Origin of the sequence: Thalassolituus maritimus (genome assembly GCF_900156675.1) — a bacterium.
Taxonomy (GTDB): Bacteria; Pseudomonadota; Gammaproteobacteria; order Pseudomonadales; family Oceanobacteraceae; genus Thalassolituus; species Thalassolituus maritimus.
In genome coordinates, this window is the sequence record NZ_FTOH01000001.1 from 25601 (window position 1) to 44220 (window position 18620).

The 18620-nt window shown below is 53.5% G+C and carries 20 protein-coding genes; 14 read left to right on the plus strand and 6 right to left on the minus strand.

From position 1 onward, the window contains the following. Positions 1-4: 4 nt before the first annotated feature. Together nadD and BW941_RS00155 are read right to left on the minus strand one after the other, a co-directional pair. Complete coding sequence (nadD, locus tag BW941_RS00150) at positions 5-649, minus strand: nicotinate (nicotinamide) nucleotide adenylyltransferase (protein WP_076513167.1); 645 nt, start codon at positions 647-649, stop codon at positions 5-7. Further along, entirely contained in the window at positions 633-1889 is a 1257-nt protein-coding gene (locus BW941_RS00155; protein ID WP_076513169.1) for a glutamate-5-semialdehyde dehydrogenase, read from the minus strand. Before BW941_RS00155 ends, nadD begins: the two co-directional genes overlap by 17 nt. A gap of 114 nt (positions 1890-2003) precedes the next feature. Between BW941_RS00155 and BW941_RS00160 the strand changes: the two genes are divergently transcribed. Together BW941_RS00160 and BW941_RS00165 are read left to right on the plus strand one after the other, a co-directional pair. Continuing rightward, positions 2004-2942 carry a GGDEF domain-containing protein gene (locus tag BW941_RS00160; protein ID WP_068444416.1) on the plus strand — a complete coding sequence of 313 codons (939 nt, stop codon included), beginning with the start codon at positions 2004-2006 and terminating at the stop codon, positions 2940-2942. After that, on the plus strand, positions 2929-3921 hold the full coding sequence (locus tag BW941_RS00165) for a diguanylate cyclase domain-containing protein (RefSeq protein WP_068439149.1): 993 nt from the start codon (positions 2929-2931) through the stop codon (positions 3919-3921). The genes BW941_RS00160 and BW941_RS00165 overlap by 14 nt, the downstream gene beginning before the upstream one ends. Here BW941_RS00165 and BW941_RS00170 read toward each other — a convergent pair. Further along, complete coding sequence (locus BW941_RS00170; RefSeq protein ID WP_068444418.1) at positions 3911-4768, minus strand: class I SAM-dependent methyltransferase; 858 nt, start codon at positions 4766-4768, stop codon at positions 3911-3913. The two genes, BW941_RS00165 and BW941_RS00170, sit on opposite strands and share 11 nt — an antisense overlap. Before the next feature lie 202 nt (positions 4769-4970). On the opposite strand from BW941_RS00170, the gene BW941_RS00175 reads away from it, so the two are divergent. Further along, positions 4971-5561 carry a DedA family protein gene (locus BW941_RS00175; protein WP_076513171.1) on the plus strand — a complete coding sequence of 197 codons (591 nt, stop codon included), beginning with the start codon at positions 4971-4973 and terminating at the stop codon, positions 5559-5561. Here the strand turns inward: BW941_RS00175 and BW941_RS00180 are convergent, their stop codons facing one another. Further along, the gene (locus BW941_RS00180; protein ID WP_076513174.1) at positions 5562-5822 is read right to left on the minus strand and encodes a DUF1761 domain-containing protein; all 261 of its coding nucleotides are present in this window, start codon (positions 5820-5822) and stop codon (positions 5562-5564) included. Between the two features lie 87 nt (positions 5823-5909). Between BW941_RS00180 and BW941_RS00185 the strand changes: the two genes are divergently transcribed. Both BW941_RS00185 and BW941_RS00190 read left to right on the plus strand, forming a co-directional pair. Beyond that, positions 5910-6932, plus strand: a complete 1023-nt coding sequence (locus BW941_RS00185; RefSeq protein WP_084188445.1) for a DUF3549 family protein — start codon at positions 5910-5912, stop codon at positions 6930-6932. After that, the gene (locus BW941_RS00190; RefSeq protein WP_076513178.1) at positions 6929-7393 is read left to right on the plus strand and encodes a YchJ family protein; all 465 of its coding nucleotides are present in this window, start codon (positions 6929-6931) and stop codon (positions 7391-7393) included. Before BW941_RS00185 ends, BW941_RS00190 begins: the two co-directional genes overlap by 4 nt. A gap of 49 nt (positions 7394-7442) precedes the next feature. Here the strand turns inward: BW941_RS00190 and BW941_RS00195 are convergent, their stop codons facing one another. Further along, positions 7443-7718, minus strand: coding sequence for a hypothetical protein (locus BW941_RS00195; RefSeq protein ID WP_068444427.1), 276 nt, complete (start codon positions 7716-7718; stop codon positions 7443-7445). Between the two features lie 103 nt (positions 7719-7821). Between BW941_RS00195 and BW941_RS00200 the strand changes: the two genes are divergently transcribed. The 8 genes from BW941_RS00200 to BW941_RS00235 all read left to right on the plus strand — a co-directional run bounded on the left by BW941_RS00200 (position 7822) and on the right by BW941_RS00235 (position 17044). Beyond that, entirely contained in the window at positions 7822-8937 is a 1116-nt protein-coding gene (locus BW941_RS00200) for a hypothetical protein (protein ID WP_139325700.1), read from the plus strand. A 147-nt stretch (positions 8938-9084) separates the two neighbouring features. Continuing rightward, complete coding sequence (locus BW941_RS00205; RefSeq protein ID WP_076513183.1) at positions 9085-10233, plus strand: D-alanyl-D-alanine carboxypeptidase family protein; 1149 nt, start codon at positions 9085-9087, stop codon at positions 10231-10233. A 131-nt stretch (positions 10234-10364) separates the two neighbouring features. Beyond that, positions 10365-10637 (plus strand): HP0495 family protein, encoded by a 273-nt coding sequence (locus BW941_RS00210; protein ID WP_076513186.1) that lies wholly within the window; start codon positions 10365-10367, stop codon positions 10635-10637. Further along, positions 10637-11275: a lipoyl(octanoyl) transferase LipB gene (gene lipB, locus BW941_RS00215; RefSeq protein ID WP_076513188.1), complete on the plus strand. Its 639-nt coding sequence runs from the start codon at positions 10637-10639 to the stop codon at positions 11273-11275. The genes BW941_RS00210 and lipB overlap by 1 nt, the downstream gene beginning before the upstream one ends. A 3-nt stretch (positions 11276-11278) precedes the next feature. After that, complete coding sequence (lipA, locus tag BW941_RS00220; protein WP_068444438.1) at positions 11279-12250, plus strand: lipoyl synthase; 972 nt, start codon at positions 11279-11281, stop codon at positions 12248-12250. A gap of 275 nt (positions 12251-12525) precedes the next feature. Beyond that, positions 12526-13731, plus strand: a complete 1206-nt coding sequence (locus tag BW941_RS00225; RefSeq protein ID WP_084188447.1) for an efflux RND transporter periplasmic adaptor subunit — start codon at positions 12526-12528, stop codon at positions 13729-13731. Continuing rightward, positions 13631-15673: a MacB family efflux pump subunit gene (locus BW941_RS00230; protein WP_084188449.1), complete on the plus strand. Its 2043-nt coding sequence runs from the start codon at positions 13631-13633 to the stop codon at positions 15671-15673. The genes BW941_RS00225 and BW941_RS00230 overlap by 101 nt, the downstream gene beginning before the upstream one ends. After that, positions 15674-17044, plus strand: coding sequence for an efflux transporter outer membrane subunit (locus BW941_RS00235; protein ID WP_076513191.1), 1371 nt, complete (start codon positions 15674-15676; stop codon positions 17042-17044). Positions 17045-17054: 10 nt separating this feature from the next. On the opposite strand, the gene BW941_RS00240 is transcribed toward BW941_RS00235, so the two are convergent. Continuing rightward, positions 17055-17294: an HP1242/YdcH family protein gene (locus BW941_RS00240; RefSeq protein WP_076513193.1), complete on the minus strand. Its 240-nt coding sequence runs from the start codon at positions 17292-17294 to the stop codon at positions 17055-17057. A 185-nt stretch (positions 17295-17479) separates the two neighbouring features. Between BW941_RS00240 and BW941_RS00245 the strand changes: the two genes are divergently transcribed. Then, on the plus strand, positions 17480-18613 hold the full coding sequence (locus tag BW941_RS00245; protein ID WP_076513196.1) for a response regulator: 1134 nt from the start codon (positions 17480-17482) through the stop codon (positions 18611-18613). The last annotated feature ends 7 nt before the right edge of the window (positions 18614-18620 follow it).

The following is an 18620-nucleotide window of genomic DNA, read 5'->3' on the forward strand; positions in this document are numbered from 1 at the left end:
AAAGTTATCGGTACAGTTGGTGTTCTTCTATGTAGTCCAACACCGGCTGGGGTGTCAGAAAGGCGATATTGTCGCCTTGCTTGAGTGCCTGACGCAAGTCGGATGCAGATATATCCAGCTCTGGCCAGGCCTGATGGCAGACGCCTCCGTGCTGAGTCTCGTGTAACTCACTGAGCTGACAGCGGTTTTTGTCGATAACCTGCCCAAGCCAGCCATCAGTGCGAGCCTGGTCTCCGGGGCGTGAAATCACCAGTACATTGGCCCGGGCCAGAATGTCTTCGGGTGTTTTCCAGCGATCAAAGCCATTCCAGGCATCGGTGCCCATAACCCAGGTGAGGTTGGCTTGAGGGTATTGTTCCTTGAGCAGGGCGACCGTGCGAGCTGAATAGCTGGTGTCACCCTGACTCAACTCGATATCACTGGGTGCAATACCGTTCAGTTCTGCGACCGCGAGCTCCAGCATACGCAGGCGTTGTTCTCCTGTTGCCAGAGGCTGATCACGATGAGGGGGGACACAATTAGGAATCAGTAACACCTGATCGAAACCTGCATCACGCAGACGTATTGCGATCCGCAGGTGACCAATATGGACGGGATCAAAGGTCCCGCCCAGTATGGCAATAGAGGCGTTGTTACTTGCGGACTTCACCGTTGCCCAGCACTATGTATTTCTGAGAGGTAAGACCATCGAGGCCGACAGGACCCCGAGCGTGGATTTTATCGGTGGAGATACCAATTTCTGCACCCAGGCCATACTCGAAACCGTCGGCAAAGCGCGTAGATGCATTCACCATCACAGATGAGCTGTCTACTTCAGTCAGGAACTGACGGGCAAGCGTGTAGTTCTCGCTGATGATGCTGTCGGTGTGGTGCGAGCCATAGGTGTTGATATGGTCGATGGCCTCATCCATATCTTTGACAATTTTCACAGCCAGGATGGGTGCCAGGTATTCTTCGTGCCAGTCGTCTTCTGTCGCAGGAACCATATCGGAGACAATTGCACGCGCCTGTTCACAGCCTCGCAGTTCTACGCCCAGTTGCTCATAGGCCTCGGCCAGCTCAGGCAGAATGGTCCCGGCAATGTCTGCGTGAACCAGCAGAGTTTCCATGGTGTTGCAGGTGCCGTAACGGTGCGTTTTGGCATTGATCGCGATGTTGATTGCTTTACTGCGATCTGCTTCACGGTCAATATAAACGTGGCAGATACCATCAAGGTGCTTAATCACAGCAACGCGTGCGTCACGGCTGATGCGTTCGATCAGGCCTTTACCACCGCGCGGTACAATGACATCCACGTATTCCGGCATAGTGATCAGTTGACCGACGGCTTCGCGATCCGTGGTCTCTACTACCTGAACGCAGGCTTCTGGCAGACCGACAGCGTTCAGTGCAGAAGTAATACATTCAGCCAGCGCCTTGTTAGAGGCAATGGCCTCAGAGCCGCCACGCAGAATAGCGGCGTTACCCGACTTCAGGCACAGGCTGGCTGCTTCAATGGTCACGTTCGGACGGCTTTCGTAAATGATACCGATAACGCCCAGTGGAACGCGCATTTTACCAATCTGAATACCGCTCGGACGGTACTTCATGTCGGTGATTTCACCCACGGGATCAGGCAGAGCAGCGACTTGATGCAGGCCTTCGATCATGGTGTCGATGCGCGCGTCAGTCAGCTCAAGGCGGTCCAGCAAGGCTGCATCCAGGCCGTTTTCTGCGCCGCGTGCCATGTCTTCTGCATTTGCGGCACGCAGAGCGTCGCGGCTATTGCTGATTTCGTCAGCAATGGCGAGCAATGCGCGGTTTTTGTCATTGGTGGACGCCCGGGCCATAGCGCGGGATGCAGTCCGGGCCTGCTGGCCAAGGGTCTGCATATAGTCAGCAACGTTCATCTGGAATACCTTAAAACGGAAAGTCTGTAAGTCAGAGTGTGCGATAGTATACACGAACTACTACACTGTTTAGCGGAGGCCGAGAGGTCAGAGTTTGTCAGGAACCCGTTATTCATGGAAAAAGCACGCTTTCACAGTCTGGTAGTGCTGCAGGTTAAGGTTATTTATTGTCTGTTTGCAGCACTGGCGTTGAGCATCATCGCTGTGCTGGATCTGGTCGAAGCACGTACTGTCTTCGCGGCGGTTGCTGCTGGATTTGCTCTTGCTCTGTTGTTGTATGCACTGATTCTTCTGTTACGAGGTCAGCAGCGATCATCGCCCGTGACCGAATGGTTGATGATTTTTGGGTTGTGTCTGTTTACTTTGTTCGGCATGCAGCGCAGCGAAGATGTGGTGCACTGGGTCTACTTCGTCCCCGGCTATATTTACTTCTTATTTCCCTTTCATGTTGCCAGCTACTTTGCCCTGATTTACAGCACCGCCATGGTGCTTATGGTAATCAGCGAGTTCGACAGTTATCTGCGTCTGCAGATTCTGTTCACCTACGGCGCCTGCTACGCCTTCGCAGTTATGTATGCGCTGATCAATGATCGCCACAATCATGGTCTGAGCGCCATTGTGAATACCGATCCGGTGACGCAGGTGTACAACCAGTACCAATTGGGGCTCGACCTTTCCAAGGAAATGACCCGTGCTGACCGCCAGATTGACCTGCTCAGTCTGGTTGGCATTGCGGTACCGGCCAGCTGGCAGGTATTGAAAACCGAGGAATACGAAAGCCGCCTGGGCTATCTGAGCAAACGCCTCAAGCGCTGCCTGCGTCGTTTTGATACCTGTTACCGCCTGGATTCTGATGTCTTTGTTGTATTGCTGCCACACAGTACCGAAAACGTTGTAGACGCGTTGTGTGAGAACCTGATGGATGATCTTGAAGGCAGTGGTCGTTTCGAAGGGCTCGCCGATATCCGGCTGCACCGCGATGTGTACAGCCCGGAAGATGATGTTGATGTACTGATAGAACGGATAGAGAGAAAGCTCAATGATCAGCTTTAATACGCCGCCGCAGGAGCAACTGCTGCCCCGATTGCAGGTTATCGTTTATTCGCTGGTGGCCTTCGCCTTGCTGTTGTTGATTTACGATCAGTACCGTCAGGGGCTGTATTCTTTGGTACTGGCGAATGCGATTTCGATTCCGGCGTTTCTGTTCAGTGCGGCGTACATCTATATCAATCGTGATCGCGATTCTTTTCTGTGGGTGAACTATCCCTTAGTGGCGGCGCTTGCTGGGTTAGCTCTGCTGCAATTACCAAGGTATCCCGATCTTATGATCCACTACCTGTTCGCGATGCCGATGTTTACGTACTTCTGCTTACCCATGCAGCATGCCACTGTGGTGAATGTTCTCGTTGCCAGCGCGATGGGGGTGATTCTCTGGGGTAAGGTGGATGTCCAGACCGCCGTGCGTTACACCACTAATTTTTCTCTGCTGGTGCTCTCTACCTGGTGTTTTTCCTATCTGACGCTGTTGAAGGGTGCGTCTCTGCAGCGGCTGGCGCTGACCGATCAGGTGTCAGGCGCCTATAACCGGGAGCACTTTTATCATCTTCTTGAGCGGGAGTTGGCGCGGGGCGAAGCGACGCGGCAGAGCGTCAGCATGATCGGCATTGTGCTTGATGATTATCGCCAGTTAATAGACTTGCACGGTAATCGTTCTGTGGTTCAGTTTATGCCGCAGTTCGTGAAAAAGATCCGTCAGTTGATTCGTGGCGAAGACGACATATTCAGGCTCGAAGATGACCTGATTATGTTGGTTCTGCCCAATTGCGGTGAAGAGGGCGCAATCGTTCTGATGGAACGGATTAAGCGCAAAGTGCAGGAGCAATCCTGGAAACCATTTGCTGAAGTATCCATCAGCATCGCTGCGGTAACGCGCAATGCCGATGAAGACAGCGAATCCATTGAAAAACGCTTACTTAAGCGGCTCAATAAACAGCAGAAAACCAGTCTTCAGTTGGCGGCTTTCAGCGACTGATGCCCGCTTTAATGATGCGCACCAGCGTCTGAATTTTTACTTCCGGCAAGTGACTCAGCTTGCCGTAAAAGCTTGCCGGGTCGTGGACCTCAACGTCGTCAAAACCGTCTTCCTGAAAGCCTTCTTTGATGGCGGTATCGGAAGGGTAGTGCAATGGCCATTGCCCACGAGTAAAAAGACCGACGAGCTTCTGCGCAAATTTTACGTAGCGATAAGACGGATGTTCGGCAAAGTCAGGGTATAAATCCGTTACGTACCATCCCTTCGGAAAAGCTTTCAATCCGCTCGCCATACGCGACCAGACTTCACGGATTTCATCCAGCTCAAAGTAGTTCACCAGCCCTTCGGTGATGATCAATGTTGGCTGCGTAGGATCCAGGTCGCTCAGGAGGGCGCCGATCGAAGCGGGGCCGTCTGCATTGAGGATGTTGCACTCGCGAACTTCATGTCCTTCGACCAGTCCTACTTCTTCAAGAAGCGCTTTTTTGCGAGCTGCCATACCAGGAAGGTCACCTTCAATGTAGCGCAATTGCGGGTAGGCTTGTTTCAGACGGTAGCCACGGGGCGAAAGGCCACACGCGAGTTCGACCACCTGGGTCACGCCCTCTTTTTCAATTAGTTCTTTGACCTGATGATCAATGACCGAGTGGCGTTGTAGCAGGAAGATATCAATGTCGGCGCCAGCGAGTGCTCGTAACAGAGCATTGACGGGAGCCAGAGTCGCGTTTGCAAACTGTCCGGCTCGGGTGACAAACCCTCGTGCTGAGAGGCCGTGTTTGTACCAGATGTAACCGGTGTAATGGGCACTGACGCTGATTCGCGAGGTGTCTGTAGACGCTGACTTCATTGTAGTATCCGGGGGAGTGTCGTGAGCCGGGGCTCATCGCACGCCATTCCTTATTGTTTATATTGGTGGGACGAAGGTTAACTGTATATCTACGTGGGGCGCAATGCATTTACCTGTCAATAATCGTGCAAATGCTATGCAAAATCGACGAAAGCCTGCGTAATGGACAGGTGTTGGCCGGAAAGTACGCGTTGGAGGATTTTTGGGCGAAATAAATGTTTCTGAGTGGGGCGCCGGTCTGCTGTTGCTCGCCGTTTTCAGTATTTCAATGGTGGAGTCACTGGCTGTGGTGGGTTTACTGGTGCCGGGAATCGGCCTGTTGCTGGCCCTGACTCTGGCTGCGGCTGCGGGTGATATCCCTCTCTGGTTATGGGTCGCATGTGGCACTGCTGGGGCTTTTCTCGGGGACGGCGTCAGCTTCCTGCTCGGGCAGCGCACCGGTCCCTCGGTTCATAGCTGGCGCTTTTTTCAGCGACACCCACACTGGCTGAGACGCGGAGAGGCCTTTTTCCAGCGTTGGGGCATATGGAGCATTATGACAGGTCGATTTATCGGGCCTATTCGTCCTGTGGTGCCGCTGGTAGCGGGTGCTATGCGTATGTCACCGCGTCAGTTCTGGTTTGCCAATGCCATCTCCTCGCCTGCCTGGGGCATGGCGTATCTGGCGACCATGTACTGGTTGGGTGAGGCATTCCGCGATACGTTTGACCTCCCCGTTATTGCTTCACTGCTCGCTTTTGCCACCCTGATTGCACTGGTGGTCAGTGTGCTGGTTAATCAGCGTCATCGCTGATCAATGACTGGCAGAGTCGTCGGAATGGCGGCTGCGCTCATACGCGAGGTCTTTCTTAAGCGAACCCATCTGGTATTCGAGGTCGGCGTTCTTCTGGCGTAGTTCGCGGTTCTCCTGCTCATGGGCTTTGTAACGCTCAGCCATACCTTCCAGTTCCTGCTGTGCTTCATTGACGGCGCTTTTCCAGCGCTTACCCAGAACGGATGCAGTCAGCGCGGCTCCTAATACGAAGCTGGCAATAATGGCTGCAATTAACATCATTTTATGGTCCTCAGGGTGTCTTGATTGAGACTCAATGATAACGAAAACCTGATACCATGCGCACCTGAATTACAGTAGGAGAAGGTTGTGTCTATCACTCAGTTTGTTGCCAGCACAGGCGCCCGTATGCGCGTGTTTGATCTTGGACGTCGAATAGCAAAAATCGGCCTGAGCGAGTTTGAAGCGATTGAGGATCTGGCCCGACCTTATCCAACACCTTATCTACGTCATGCCTGGGTCGGTATTCTCAGCTGGAACCCGGATGAACCGGGGCAACACAATATCTGGTTTCTGAAGTTGCCGTTGGATGAGCAGAATATCCTGCAGCCGGGACCGCGTGATCAGTTTCTGCAGCACTGGCTCCGTGTCGTACAGCATCCGGATAAAGATCACGGTGAGGCGCCTTGTGCGTTTAAGCCCGATGGCAACCGTATGTCTTACTTCCACTCTATTGCTCTGAAAACCCTGAAGCAGCCAGAGACGCAGTACTACGCGACGGCACGCGCTTATTTCAGCGGCGATACTGGCTGGCAGAACTGGCAGCAGTTGGGGCTGCAAGGGATTGCTGAAGTTGTCGCCAGGTTGGATGAAAGTAATAACAGCGAGCTGTTGCAGAAGGCACTACCCGAAATGGATAACGCTGGTGCGAGTGTTCCGCGCAATGTTCTGTTGGGCTTTCTTGAGAATGCCGAACCTGATGTGAATCTGACCATTGCCCTGACAGACTCGCTGGCTGAAGCTATGAAAGGCCAGCCCGACGCCACAGCACTCGCGCTCTATTGCCGCGCGATGTCGCAGAGTGTCAGCGTTAACCACCGTCGGGAGGTTTTGCAGCTGGTGTTGCAGCATCCATTGGCGAGTGAAGTCGAGATTCTCAGTGCTGTCGGAAGTCGCTGCTGGAATGACCTCGAAGGAGACACGCTGAGCCTGTATCTCGAGAAACTTGCTCAGGCAGGACAGGATGTATTCCTTGCTCTGGTGGCCGATCTGATGACTTTACCGGGCAAGCGTAAACAGATTTTAGAAGCCTTCCGTAATCCGCAGCGCAGCGATGAGCTGGGAGCTGCTATTGGTGTGCTGATGAGCGCAGCCCGCAGTGGTGTGCAATGAGTCTGAATGAGGCCCAACCGGGAACCTTGTGCCCCTGCAACAGTGGTAAAGACTACAGAGTTTGTTGTGGTTTGTACCATGAGGGTGAAGTCGCACCGACGCCTACGGCACTGATGCGCTCTCGCTACTCGGCCTTCGCTCTGGAAAATGCCGATTATCTGTTAGCTACCTGGCATAAGGACTATCGCCCGCAAACCCTGGAGTTCGCCGCCGATACCCGGTGGACAGGGCTCGATATTCTGGAGGAAGGCAGCGACGGAGACACAGGCACGGTTCATTTTATTGCCACCTTTAACGAAGATGGTGAGTGGCTTCTGCTTGAAGAAAAGTCGCGTTTTGAACGGCTGGGTGGGCGATGGTATTACCTTGCCGGAGAAACCGATTTTCGCTCGCCCGATGTCGGCCGGAATGACCCCTGCCTGTGCGGCTCGGGGAAAAAGTGGAAAAAGTGCTGCGGCTGAGTCGCTTCTGATTTTTGACAGCAGCCTTTTCTGAAGATTTGAGGGCTGCTTATTTATCTGAGGGCTGCATGCCTTTGAGTAGCATGCCCCAGGTCATGGCTAATGCACCGGCCATAGAAAGCAATAACATCACGTTAATAAAGACGGTGTTGCGCTGGTAGTAGCTTAGCTGGGGAACTGCTTCTTCTGAACAGGCACCACTGGTATAGTCATAGTGCAGCCCGGCATCGGTACATTGACCGGCTGACATTAATTCAAAGCCGAAGGCAACAATCAGGGTAATCGCAGGAAGGGCGAATAACAGGGAGCCGTAACGCGTCAGCATGTGCGCAATCTCTCTAAACGCAGAAAGGAAACTTGACAGAAGTTATAAGAAGTCTGCATCTTACCCCTCACTGCTGGTTCACCACAACGATAATAAGTGTTTCATGAAAAAGATTTCTTTGCTTGTTTTGTCCGCATTTCTCGCGGTGTCGAATGCCTGGTCTGCAACGCCTGAGCAATTGGATCAGCTGCTGCAGCAGATCAAAAACGACATATCAGCGAAACGTCTTTCGTCACCGGAAGGCAACAATGCGCTGGAAAAAATAACTCAGTTCCGCAGTGAAGCGCCTTTCGATTATCGCGTGGTGCCGCTCGCTTATGACTGGGGTGAGGCGTACGTGGCCTTGTCTGCGCAGGCGCGTGAGAAGGGCCAGTTGAGCAAAGCTCAGGGGTATCTGGATAACGTCTGGAAAGTAGCCGCTTTGACGCCGGGCCTTGAAGATGAGCAGCGTGCTCTGGATCAGGCTAAGGCAAGCTCTGGCGTCGATACCCGCGCCGTCGCCGCGAAAGAAAAAGCCGACGCCGAAGAACAGGCCCGTCAGCGTGAGCTGGCTGCGGCAGCTGAGAAAGAAAAAGAACGTTTACGTATTGAAGCTGAGAAGCAACGCAAGATAGCCGCTGCCGAAGCCGCAGAAAAACGACGTCGCGAAGCCGCCGAAAAGGCGCGTAGAGCAGAGCAGGAACGTCAGCGTCGCGCAGAACAGGAGCGTCAGCGCCAGATTGCCGCTGCAGCCGCGGCCAAGCAGAAGGCCTCAAGTTCGTCGCCAGTATTGAATTCACCGATCGATCTCGATGATATTGCTTTGGACCCTGTTGCTCCGGCACCTGCGCCTAAGCCACGTCTGGCGGCGCCGAAGGCCGCTGCGAAGACACCGACGGCTCAGTCCACGCGACTCTGGGCCCAGGCGAAAGAAGAGAGCGACGCTATTGCTGAATATACGGTGCCACCTCAGGCACTCCAGTCTAAAGACCGTGCTATTGCCGAAAAAATGGGCGATATCTGCCAGAAGATGGTGGACGAAGACGCTTCGGTGGTTGTTCATTCGGCCAGTAAGTCGGATTACCGTTGGTTGGCTGTACGCCTGACTCTCTGCGCACGTCGCATTGACCGTGGATACCGCCTGCGCCACAGCTATCAGCCAGTTGCCGTTGGAGAGTCTGCGATCGTGGCGCTGCACCCACCGCGCGATTCTTCTCTGCTTAAGCAGGTCGGTCAGTAAGCCGTCGGAAATGCCGGTCCTGGTTCCCTCGGGTGGAACCAATACCTGTGGCTCGGGTCGTATGAGCGGATAGCGCTGACAAGCGCGTCAGCCGTGATACAATCCGGGCCATTATTGTTTTAATTCAGCCAATACTGATAGCGAACCATGTACTTATTCCGTCTGTTTATTTCTGCGTTACTCTTTTCCTTTTCTTCTCTGACTCTTGCTGCTGTCATTATCCCTAAACCTCCTGTCCTGGACGCCACAGCCTATATCCTGATGGATGCAGATAGCGGCGAAGTTCTGGTTGAGCACAACTCGGGTGAGCGTTTGCCCCCTGCGAGTATGACCAAGATGATGACCAGCTACATTGCTGTTCACGAAATGGTTGAAGGCAATGTGACCGAAGACACCATGGTGCCGATCAGTGTGACCGCCTGGAAAAAAGGCGGCTCTAAGATGTGGGTCCGTGAAGGCACTGAAGTGAAAATGATCGACTTGCTGCGCGGTATTATTGTGCAGTCAGGTAACGACGCGTCCATCGCAGTCGCTGAGTATTTCGCCGGGTCTGAGAGTGCGTTTGCAGGGTGGATGAACCAGTACGCGCAGGAGTTTGGTATGTTCGACACCAACTTCGAGAATGCGACAGGCTGGCCCGCTGAAGGCCACCTGACAACGGCACGTGATCTTGCTTTGTTGGCGAAGCACATTATTAAAGACCACCCGACTTATTACAGTCTTTACGCTGAAAAGTATTTCGAATACAACGACATCCGCCAGCCAAACCGCAATAAACTGCTGTGGCGTGATCCGAGCGTGGATGGCCTGAAAACCGGCCATACGGAAGAAGCAGGATACTGTCTCGCGGCATCAGCTAAGCGTGATGACACTCGCCTTATTGCCGTTGTGATGGGGACACGCAGCGAAGAAGCGCGTGCACGTGAGACTCAGAAACTTCTGGGCTACGGTTTCCGCTATTTTGAAACGCACAAGCTCTATAGCAAGGGCGATGTGCTGGCGACTGAGAAAGTCTGGCTGGCTAAGCAGGATACGGTCGACCTGGTTGTTGCTGAAGACATCTATATGACTCTGCCGCGTGGCTCGCGGGATGAGTTAGTCGCAGAAGTCGTTAGCCCTGATTATCCAGAAGCCCCCTTGTCGGCCGGGCAGGGTGTTGGTTCGCTGACGTTGAAGATGGGCGAAGATGTGCTGGGTAAGCACGATCTGGTAGCCGCGACGGACATTGAAGAGTCAGGCTTCTTCGGGCGTTTGTTCGGATCCATCAAGCTCTTCTTCGTACGTCTCTTCGCCTGAAACTGATCCCTTGCGCTGACCAGACCGGCGGCGCAGTTTTTACATCACAGTTTCATGCCTGCCGCTTGAAAATTCAGGCGGCAGCATCCATAACTGTAAGCATTGTTCTGTTTATCTTCTGAGATACCGCCGTGAGTCAACCTGAAGCCCCTAAAATTGAGTTTCCTTGTGAGAACTATCCGATCAAAGTGGTCGGCGAGGCGATGGAAAACTACGAACAGGTCATAGTAGAAATTGTTCGTGTCCATGCGGAAGACTGCGACATGGAACGAATCCGTATTCAGGAAAGCTCAAATGGACGCTTCCGTTCTGTGACCCTGTATATCACCGCGACGGGTAAAGATCAGTTGGTGAATATCCACAAAGACCTGATGGCCCACGCTAACGTTCGTATGGTGATCTGATGCAGACCCGCATGTTGGGGTTGGCAGATTATCAGACGGTCTATGACGACATGACGGCCTTCACCGAAGGGCGTAATGACGAAACTCCAGATGAGCTCTGGTATTTACAGCACCCTCCTGTGTTCACTCAGGGGCAGGCAGGCAAGGCGGAGCATGTTCTGTTTCCCGGTGATATCCCGGTCGTGCAGACCGATCGTGGTGGTCAGGTAACTTACCATGGTCCTGGTCAGCTGGTGGTGTATCTGATGATCGACATCGCCCGCCGCGGTTGGGGGCCTCGCCAGTTAGTCAGTGCTATCGAACAAGCCATCGTTGATACTCTGGCAGAGTGGAATATCGAAGCCTCGCCGCGCAGCGACGCGCCAGGTGTTTACACGGGCGAACGGAAAATTGCCTCGCTGGGCTTAAGAATACGCCATGGGCGCTCATTTCATGGGCTGGCGTTGAATATAGACATGGATCTTGAACCCTTCCGCCGGATTAACCCCTGTGGGTATGCGGGAATGGAGATGACGCAGATGACTGCCGAAACTGACAGCGCGGTGAGTTTCGACGCAGTGACCGACCGTCTCGACTATCATTTACAGTGCCTGCTAGCCAATGACGGTTCAGGTACTGACGAAACGACTCCGGAGTAATTGATGTCAGAACGACGCAAAGTAGTGCAGGGCGAAAAGCTGCGAGGTGCAGACAAAGTTGCCCGCATCCCGATTAAAGTCATTCCGACTGAAGAAATACCGCGTAAACCAGACTGGATCCGCGTTCGTATTCCAGCGACTCCGAAGATCAATGAGATTAAGCAGAAACTGCGTAAGCATAAGCTGCATACCGTTTGCGAGGAAGCCAGTTGTCCTAATCTGGGCGAGTGTTTCGGCGGCGGTACCGCCACCTTTATGATCATGGGCGACATCTGTACACGTCGCTGCCCGTTCTGTGACGTTGGCCACGGCCGTCCTAATCCTCTGGATACCGAAGAGCCAGTCAACCTGGCGACCGCGATTGCTGATATGGGTCTGAAGTATGTGGTGATTACCTCGGTCGACCGTGATGACCTGCGTGATGGTGGCGCCCAGCATTTTGCCGACTGCATTCGCCTGACCCGTGAGCATAGCCCAGGGATTCAGCTCGAAGTTCTGGTACCTGATTTCCGTGGTCGCATGGAGGTCGCACTCGATATCCTGACGGAAACTCAGCCTGACGTGTTTAACCACAATCTTGAGACGGTACCGCGCTTGTACAAAGAGTGTCGTCCGGGGTCCAACTATGAGTGGTCTCTGACGTTGCTGAAGGAATACAAAGCCCGTAATCCTGAGATCATCACCAAGTCAGGTCTGATGCTTGGATTGGGTGAGACGAATGAAGAAGTGGTTGATGTGATGCGTGATATGCGTGCGCACAACATTGATCACATCACTCTTGGTCAGTACCTGCAGCCGAGCCGTGATCACTCACCAGTGAAGCGCTTCGTTACACCGGAAGAGTTCAAAGAATTAGGTGATATCGCAAAAGAGATGGGCTTTATCCGGGTGACCAGCGGGCCGCTTGTGCGCTCTTCTTATCACGCTGATCAGCAGGCCGAGGGCATCGATGTCAGCGGCGTACCTGTTTCCTGATACCGTATCTGCTGTCTGACTTGCAGGTATAAGTGATGCCGGGCCACCGGCATCGACACTTCCTTACTTATAAAATTACTCGCTCCTCTGAATTGCCCCGGCGCTTTGATTCAGGCATCTATGACGTGTAATAAAACGTCAGGCCCGGCTTAATTCCCGAGTCATCTGAATAACTTTACCGGTGATATTTTTAAATCATTATTGAGATTGATTAAGGTTTGCATTAAATTTCGCAACCTTCTCGTAACAGCCTCTGTTTCTGGTGGGTTTCCTATATGTCTGATGGACGTTCTGCTGCGCTCTCGATGCGGCCAAAGTGGCAATGGATCTTTCGTCCAGTCGCACTCTTTTTATTGTTGCTGATTCTGATATCTCTGGCTGCGTGGTATTGGCTTTTTAGTGACTCCGATGATCAGGCCTGGCTGATTCAGAGGGCAAAGACAGGCTCTATCGAAAACCACGTGGCATCCACGGGAACCCTGGAGCCGAAAAATTACGTTGATGTCGGCGCACAAGTCTCGGGCCAGGTTAAGGCGATTTATGTCGAGGAAGGTGATGTTGTCACCAAAGGGCAGCTGCTTGCTGAGATAGATGCTTCGGTTTTTGAAACTAAGGTCGCGAATGCTGAGGCCAGCCTTGAGAACAAACGCGCTGGCTTACAACAGCAGCTGGCTGAACTGGAGCTTCAGGAACTCAGATTAAAAAGGAATGAAGGGCTCTATCAGCACCAGGCTATCAGCGAAGATGCGCTGGTTGAAAGCCGTACCGGGGTGAAAATTCTCAAGGCAAAAATTGAAGCATCAAGGGCTCAGATCAAAGCTGACGAAGCATCTCTGGCAGGAGACAAGGTGTCGCTGGGGTATACAAGCCTGTTCGCCCCTATCGCCGGTACGGTTGCAAGTATAGCCGTGCGCGAAGGACAGACACTGAACGCGACTAATAGCGCGCCGGTGGTGATGAAAATTTCTGATGTATCTGTCATGACATTGCGCGTTGAAGTGTCAGAGGCCGATATCCCCAAGCTTGAGCCAGGTATGGATGTCCGTTTTGCAACACTGGGGCAGCCTGATCATTACCGATGGTCGACACTGAAGAAAATCCTGCCGACCCCGAATGTTGTTAATGACGTCGTTCTCTACCAGGTGTTAGTTGATGTTGAGAATACAGATCATGCGTTAATGGAAGCGATGAGCACTCAGGTATTTTTCATACAGGAAGCTGCTCACGATGTGTTGCTGGTACCGTTGGCGGCAGTAAGGCGAACCCCTCGGGGGGCGTTTGTCCGGGTACCGGGAGCGAATGAGGAAGAGCGTGTGGCCGTAGAGCTGGGTATTGTCAGCCGTACTCATGCTCAGATCCTGTCGGGTCTGGAAGAAGGCGATGACGTTATTGCTGGAAGTATCAACGCAGCAACTGGCGAACAGGCGCGGACCTTTGGTAACACCAGTACCCCGCGTATCGGTGGTCGTCGTGGCTTCTGACAATACAGCTCCACCTCTTATCCAGATCAGCCAAGTCAGTCGTCATTATCAAGCGGGTGAGACTGTGGTCAGGGCATTGGATAACGTGACGCTGACTATCCGCCGGGGCGAGTTCGTCGCTGTGATGGGGCAGTCTGGTTCTGGTAAGTCGACGCTGATGAATATTCTCGGATGTCTCGATAAACCCACCGCAGGAACGTATCGGGTGAATGGGCACAGCGTTTCAGATATGACCCCCGATCAGCTTGCGGCGCTTCGTCTAAAAACATTCGGCTTTGTTTTCCAACGCTACCAACTGCTTGCACCGCTGACCGCGCGAGAGAATGTTGCGTTGCCTGCAACGTATGCTCACACGGCCCGGGAACAGCGGCTGCAGCGTGCCGATCAGCTGCTTGATAAGTTGGGTCTGGCCGAGCGGGCAGGCCATAAACCGGGGGAGTTATCCGGCGGTCAGCAGCAGCGCGTGTCTATCGCCCGAGCCATGATTAATGGCGCTGAGGTGATCCTCGCCGACGAGCCTACCGGTGCGTTGGATAGCCAGAGCGGGCAGCAGGTTCTGGCTTTGCTCAAGCAACTCAATCAGGAGGGCGTAACCGTCATCCTGATTACTCACGATGCAGAAGTCGCCCGGCATGCCGACCGCCAGATCGAAATCCGCGATGGCCGTATTCAATCAGACTCAGCACTGGCCTCCGTTACTGATATTCCGGCTGATATTTCGGCCGGGCAAGCAGCGCCGCCGGCATATGCTTCGGTCGGGCTTGTTGAGTCAGTGACTACGGCGCTTAAGGCATTGCGGTTTAACTGGTTCAGAACGGCCCTGACGCTGCTAGGTATCATTATTGGCGTTGGCGCCGTGGTGGCCATGATGGCGATCGGCGAAGGCGGTAAGCAACAGGTGTTGAGCCGTATTGAGTCGATGGGTACCAACCTTCTCTTGCTGAGGCCGGGCGGCGGAAATACCCGCTCTTCCGGTGATATGGCGACACTGACTGTAGAAGATGGCGAAGCCGTCAGTCAGTTACCCGGTGTCAGTTATGTTGCGCCGGAGCGGAATAGCCGGGCCACTATTCGCTTTGGCAACCGCGATTACAACGGAAGAATCCAGGGTACGACGCCGGATTATGTTCACGTTCGGGACTGGGGGATGGCTCGTGGCGTGTTTTTTACCCAGCAGGACATGGACAGCATGGCACCGGTGATTGTGATTGGTCAGACGGTGGCCGAAGAGTTGTTTACCAATGGGGAAGAGCCCATAGGTCAGTACGTGTTTCTCAAAAGTGCCGTCTATCAGGTGATCGGTGTGCTGGAGGCTAAAGGCGCGACGTCGGGCGGTTCTGATATGGATGAGATGATGTTGATTCCCTTGTCGACCGGCCGGGTCCGGGTGTTTGGGCGGGATCATCTGAGCACCATTACCATCAAAGTCGAGTCGACGGAGCAGCTGGATGAGGTTCAGGCGGCCGTCGAGCAGTTGATGCTACTGCGTCATGGCCGGGAGGATTTCATGGTGCGCAATACCGCATCACTGATAGAAGCGGTGGGAGAAACTCAAGATACCATGACCTGGTTACTCGGTTCTGTGGCAGCTATTTCATTGTTCGTTGGTGGCATCGGTGTGATGAATATTATGCTCGTCAGTGTCTCCGAACGCCGGAGGGAAATCGGTCTGCGCATGGCAACGGGCGCGAAGCCCGGCGATATTCTGCGGCAGTTCAATATCGAAGCGCTGGTGGTCTGTTGTTTTGGCGGAGCCATTGGCTTATTGCTCGGGGCCGCAGTCGCCTGGCTGCTCAGCCAGTTTAATATTGCGGTCGCCTTCTCTGTGATGCCGCCTGTGCTGGCCTTTGGCTCGGCTGTACTCGTGGGTGTGGTGTTTGGTCACGCGCCGGCCCGCCAGGCTTCCCGACTGAACCCGATTGATGCGTTGGCGGAGGACTGAATGACGCCTTATTCCCTGTTCCGGATATCGCTTCTGGCACCAGCCTGTGCACTTCTGATTGCTTGCACAAGCCCCTTGCAGGCGCCAGTTACTCCCACTGTAAACACTCCTCCCGACGAATGGTTTCACCAGAGTGAGGCCGTGGCTCCGGCTGCAGAATGGTGGCGCCAACTTGGCAGTGATGAGCTGAACCTGCTTCTGTCGATAGCCATGCGTGATAATCCGGACGTTCAGATAGCCCGTGAGCGTCTGATATCTGCAGATGCATCACTACGCCAGGCCAGAGCGGATCGTTGGCCCTCGGTTTCGGTTCGCGCCGGAGCCAGTCACAAGAAAGACCTGGATGGCTCTGGCGAGGGCTTCAATAGTGGATCGAGTCTCAGCTTTTCTGCGGGATACGAAGTCGATCTGTGGGCCCGGCGTGCAACGGATATAGACAGCTCTGAACTCGATTATGAAAGTCAGAGAATAGCGCTTCGCAGCGTAGAAATGACGCTCACCGGACAAGTAGTGCAGCAGTACATTGCTCTGCTGGCGGCCCGGGAGAGTCTGTGCCTGGCTCGCAGCAATCTCGCCGCCAGTCAGGAACTTGAGCGTATTATGCAGGTGAAGTTTGATGCCGGTGCGGTGTCTGGCGTAGAGCTGGCACAGCAGCGAAATACGACCTTGTCTCTGGTAGGACGACTTGCGGCGCTCGAAACTGCGCTACATAGCGAAGAGCGGGCGCTGGCCTATCTGGTTGGTGTTGATGAATTGAGACTACCTGAACTGACGATGACGCTTGAGGAATTGGATCTTCCGCAAGTCGCCAGGATACAACCGGCCAGTCTGCTGGAACAACGGCCAGATATCCGTCAGGCCAGTATTGCTCTGTGGCAGGCTCACGCCGATGTCTGGCAGGCAGAAAGTAGCCGGTGGCCGTCGTTGAGTCTGAGTGCAGGTTTGTCTGCATCTGATGTTATTAACCCCACCGGGTGGGCTTTGTCTCTTGGAGAAAGCCTATCGATGCCATTGTTCGACGCTGGAAAAATTAAAGCGCAGATTGCACAGGCAGAATCAGCTGAGCGTACTGCGCGAATTCAGTACCGGGCTATTGTTACTGCCGCCATGCTAGAGGCGTTGGATGCTCTGGGAGAGTTGGACTATCAGGTAAAGGCGCTGGCGAACAGCGAAGCGGTTTTCGAGAATAACCGTCGACTTCTCCGTCTTGCCACTATCCGGTTTGATTCGGGTGATACTGACTTTACCAGCCTGCTCAGTGCCCAGCGCACCTTTTTCAGTGCACGCGATGCCATGCTCAGCGCTCGCCAGAGTCACTTGCAGGCTCTGGCGGCTCTTTACCTGACCCTGGGCGATATTCCCAGGAACTGAGGAGCTGAGCTCACGCTTCTTTCAGCATTGCGTAGAGATCGTCTTTGAGGTGCACGCGCTTGAGTCGTAAAGCGTCGAGGGTGTCATCCGAGGCGGGAGTGGTGTCTTCTTCAATCTTACGTACTTCTTTGTCCAGCTCGTGGTACTCATCGAAGAGGCGGGCGAAATGCCGGTCATTCATTTTCAGCTCGCGGATCTGGTCAGCCATGTCTGGGAAGTCGTGGTGTAAGTCATGATGTTCGACGTTCATAAGTTTCCTCCTGTTGGGATAATTTCAGATTACCCCTGTTGTACGTAACGGCATTGACCTGTGTCAGGTAGATGAGTTCCTCAGATGTACTATTCCATACATTGTGTCTGGACGAATTTCAGGTTGTGGTCTTTATTTATAGGTAACTCAATTAGTAAGTAGTTTATTCAGCCACGAGGAAGAAAATGCCAGGTAAGGTTGTTGTTCTGGACAATGAAGCACACTCGATATCCTTGTTAGGTCATATCCTCAGTCATCTCGATGTCGCCGGCTTCAGTACGGTTGAAGACTACCTGGCCTGCACTGAAAAAGACTCGGACTGCATTGTTCTCGATGGTTCGGGAATGAACAGCAGCGATGATGAGCTCTTCAGAATGTTGCGCGAACATCCGGATACTTCAGGCATTCCTGTGATTTACGTAGGCGATAACCTGAGTATCGATACCCGCCTTGCGATTTATGAGGCGGGTGTCGACGATTACGTCAGCAAGCCATTTGACGTGGCAGACCTGCAGGCGAAGGTTTCGCGCGCCCTTCACCAGCGGCGCTATGAGCGAGAGTTACTCGACAACGCAGAAAATGCCAAGCAAGCCGCTTTTGAAGCCATGACGCACTCTGCGGAACAGGGCGAAATTGTGCGCTACATGGAGCAGATCTCGATGTGTCAGAAGCTGGATGAATTGGCACAGGCACTGCTGAATCTTCTCTCGCGTTTTGGTCTGAATGCCGTTTTTTCGTGCTGGCTCGAAGGCGATGAGTGGCCGCATTATTACTCGCATTCTGGAGCGGCTTCTCCACTTGAACAAGATCTGATGCAGTCCGGTCACGGTGGTGGTCGTATCATGGAGTTCGGCCGCCGGATGTTGGTGAATTATCCGCGCACGGCTCTTCTTATAAAAAACGTACCCTATGAAGACGAAGCCCGGTTTGGGCGCATTAAAGACCATCTGGCTGTGGTGCTTAGCGCTACCGACGCTCGCGTGAGTAGCCTGAATATGGAAGAGCGTCTGCGTCAGAAAGATCGTCTTCTTGATGTCGTGTCTGATGTTAAACACACGCTGCTGGATGTTCAGAAGCGTCAGGATGAAATGAAGATTCGTGCAGCGAATGAGCGGGACGACGTTAAGCTTGAGCTGCGCGAGGAGCTCCTGACTCTCGGTCTGCATGAAGAGCAGGAAGAGCGCATGTTGAGTCTGGTGATGGATTTTCTGAAGAGCCTCGAGGGCCTCTACAACGAGGCTATGGATTGGCAGGAAGATCTGGAGCCGGTCATGCAGGCGATTGAGTATGTTGTCAGCGGTGGGGAGCAGACCGCCTGACATCCAT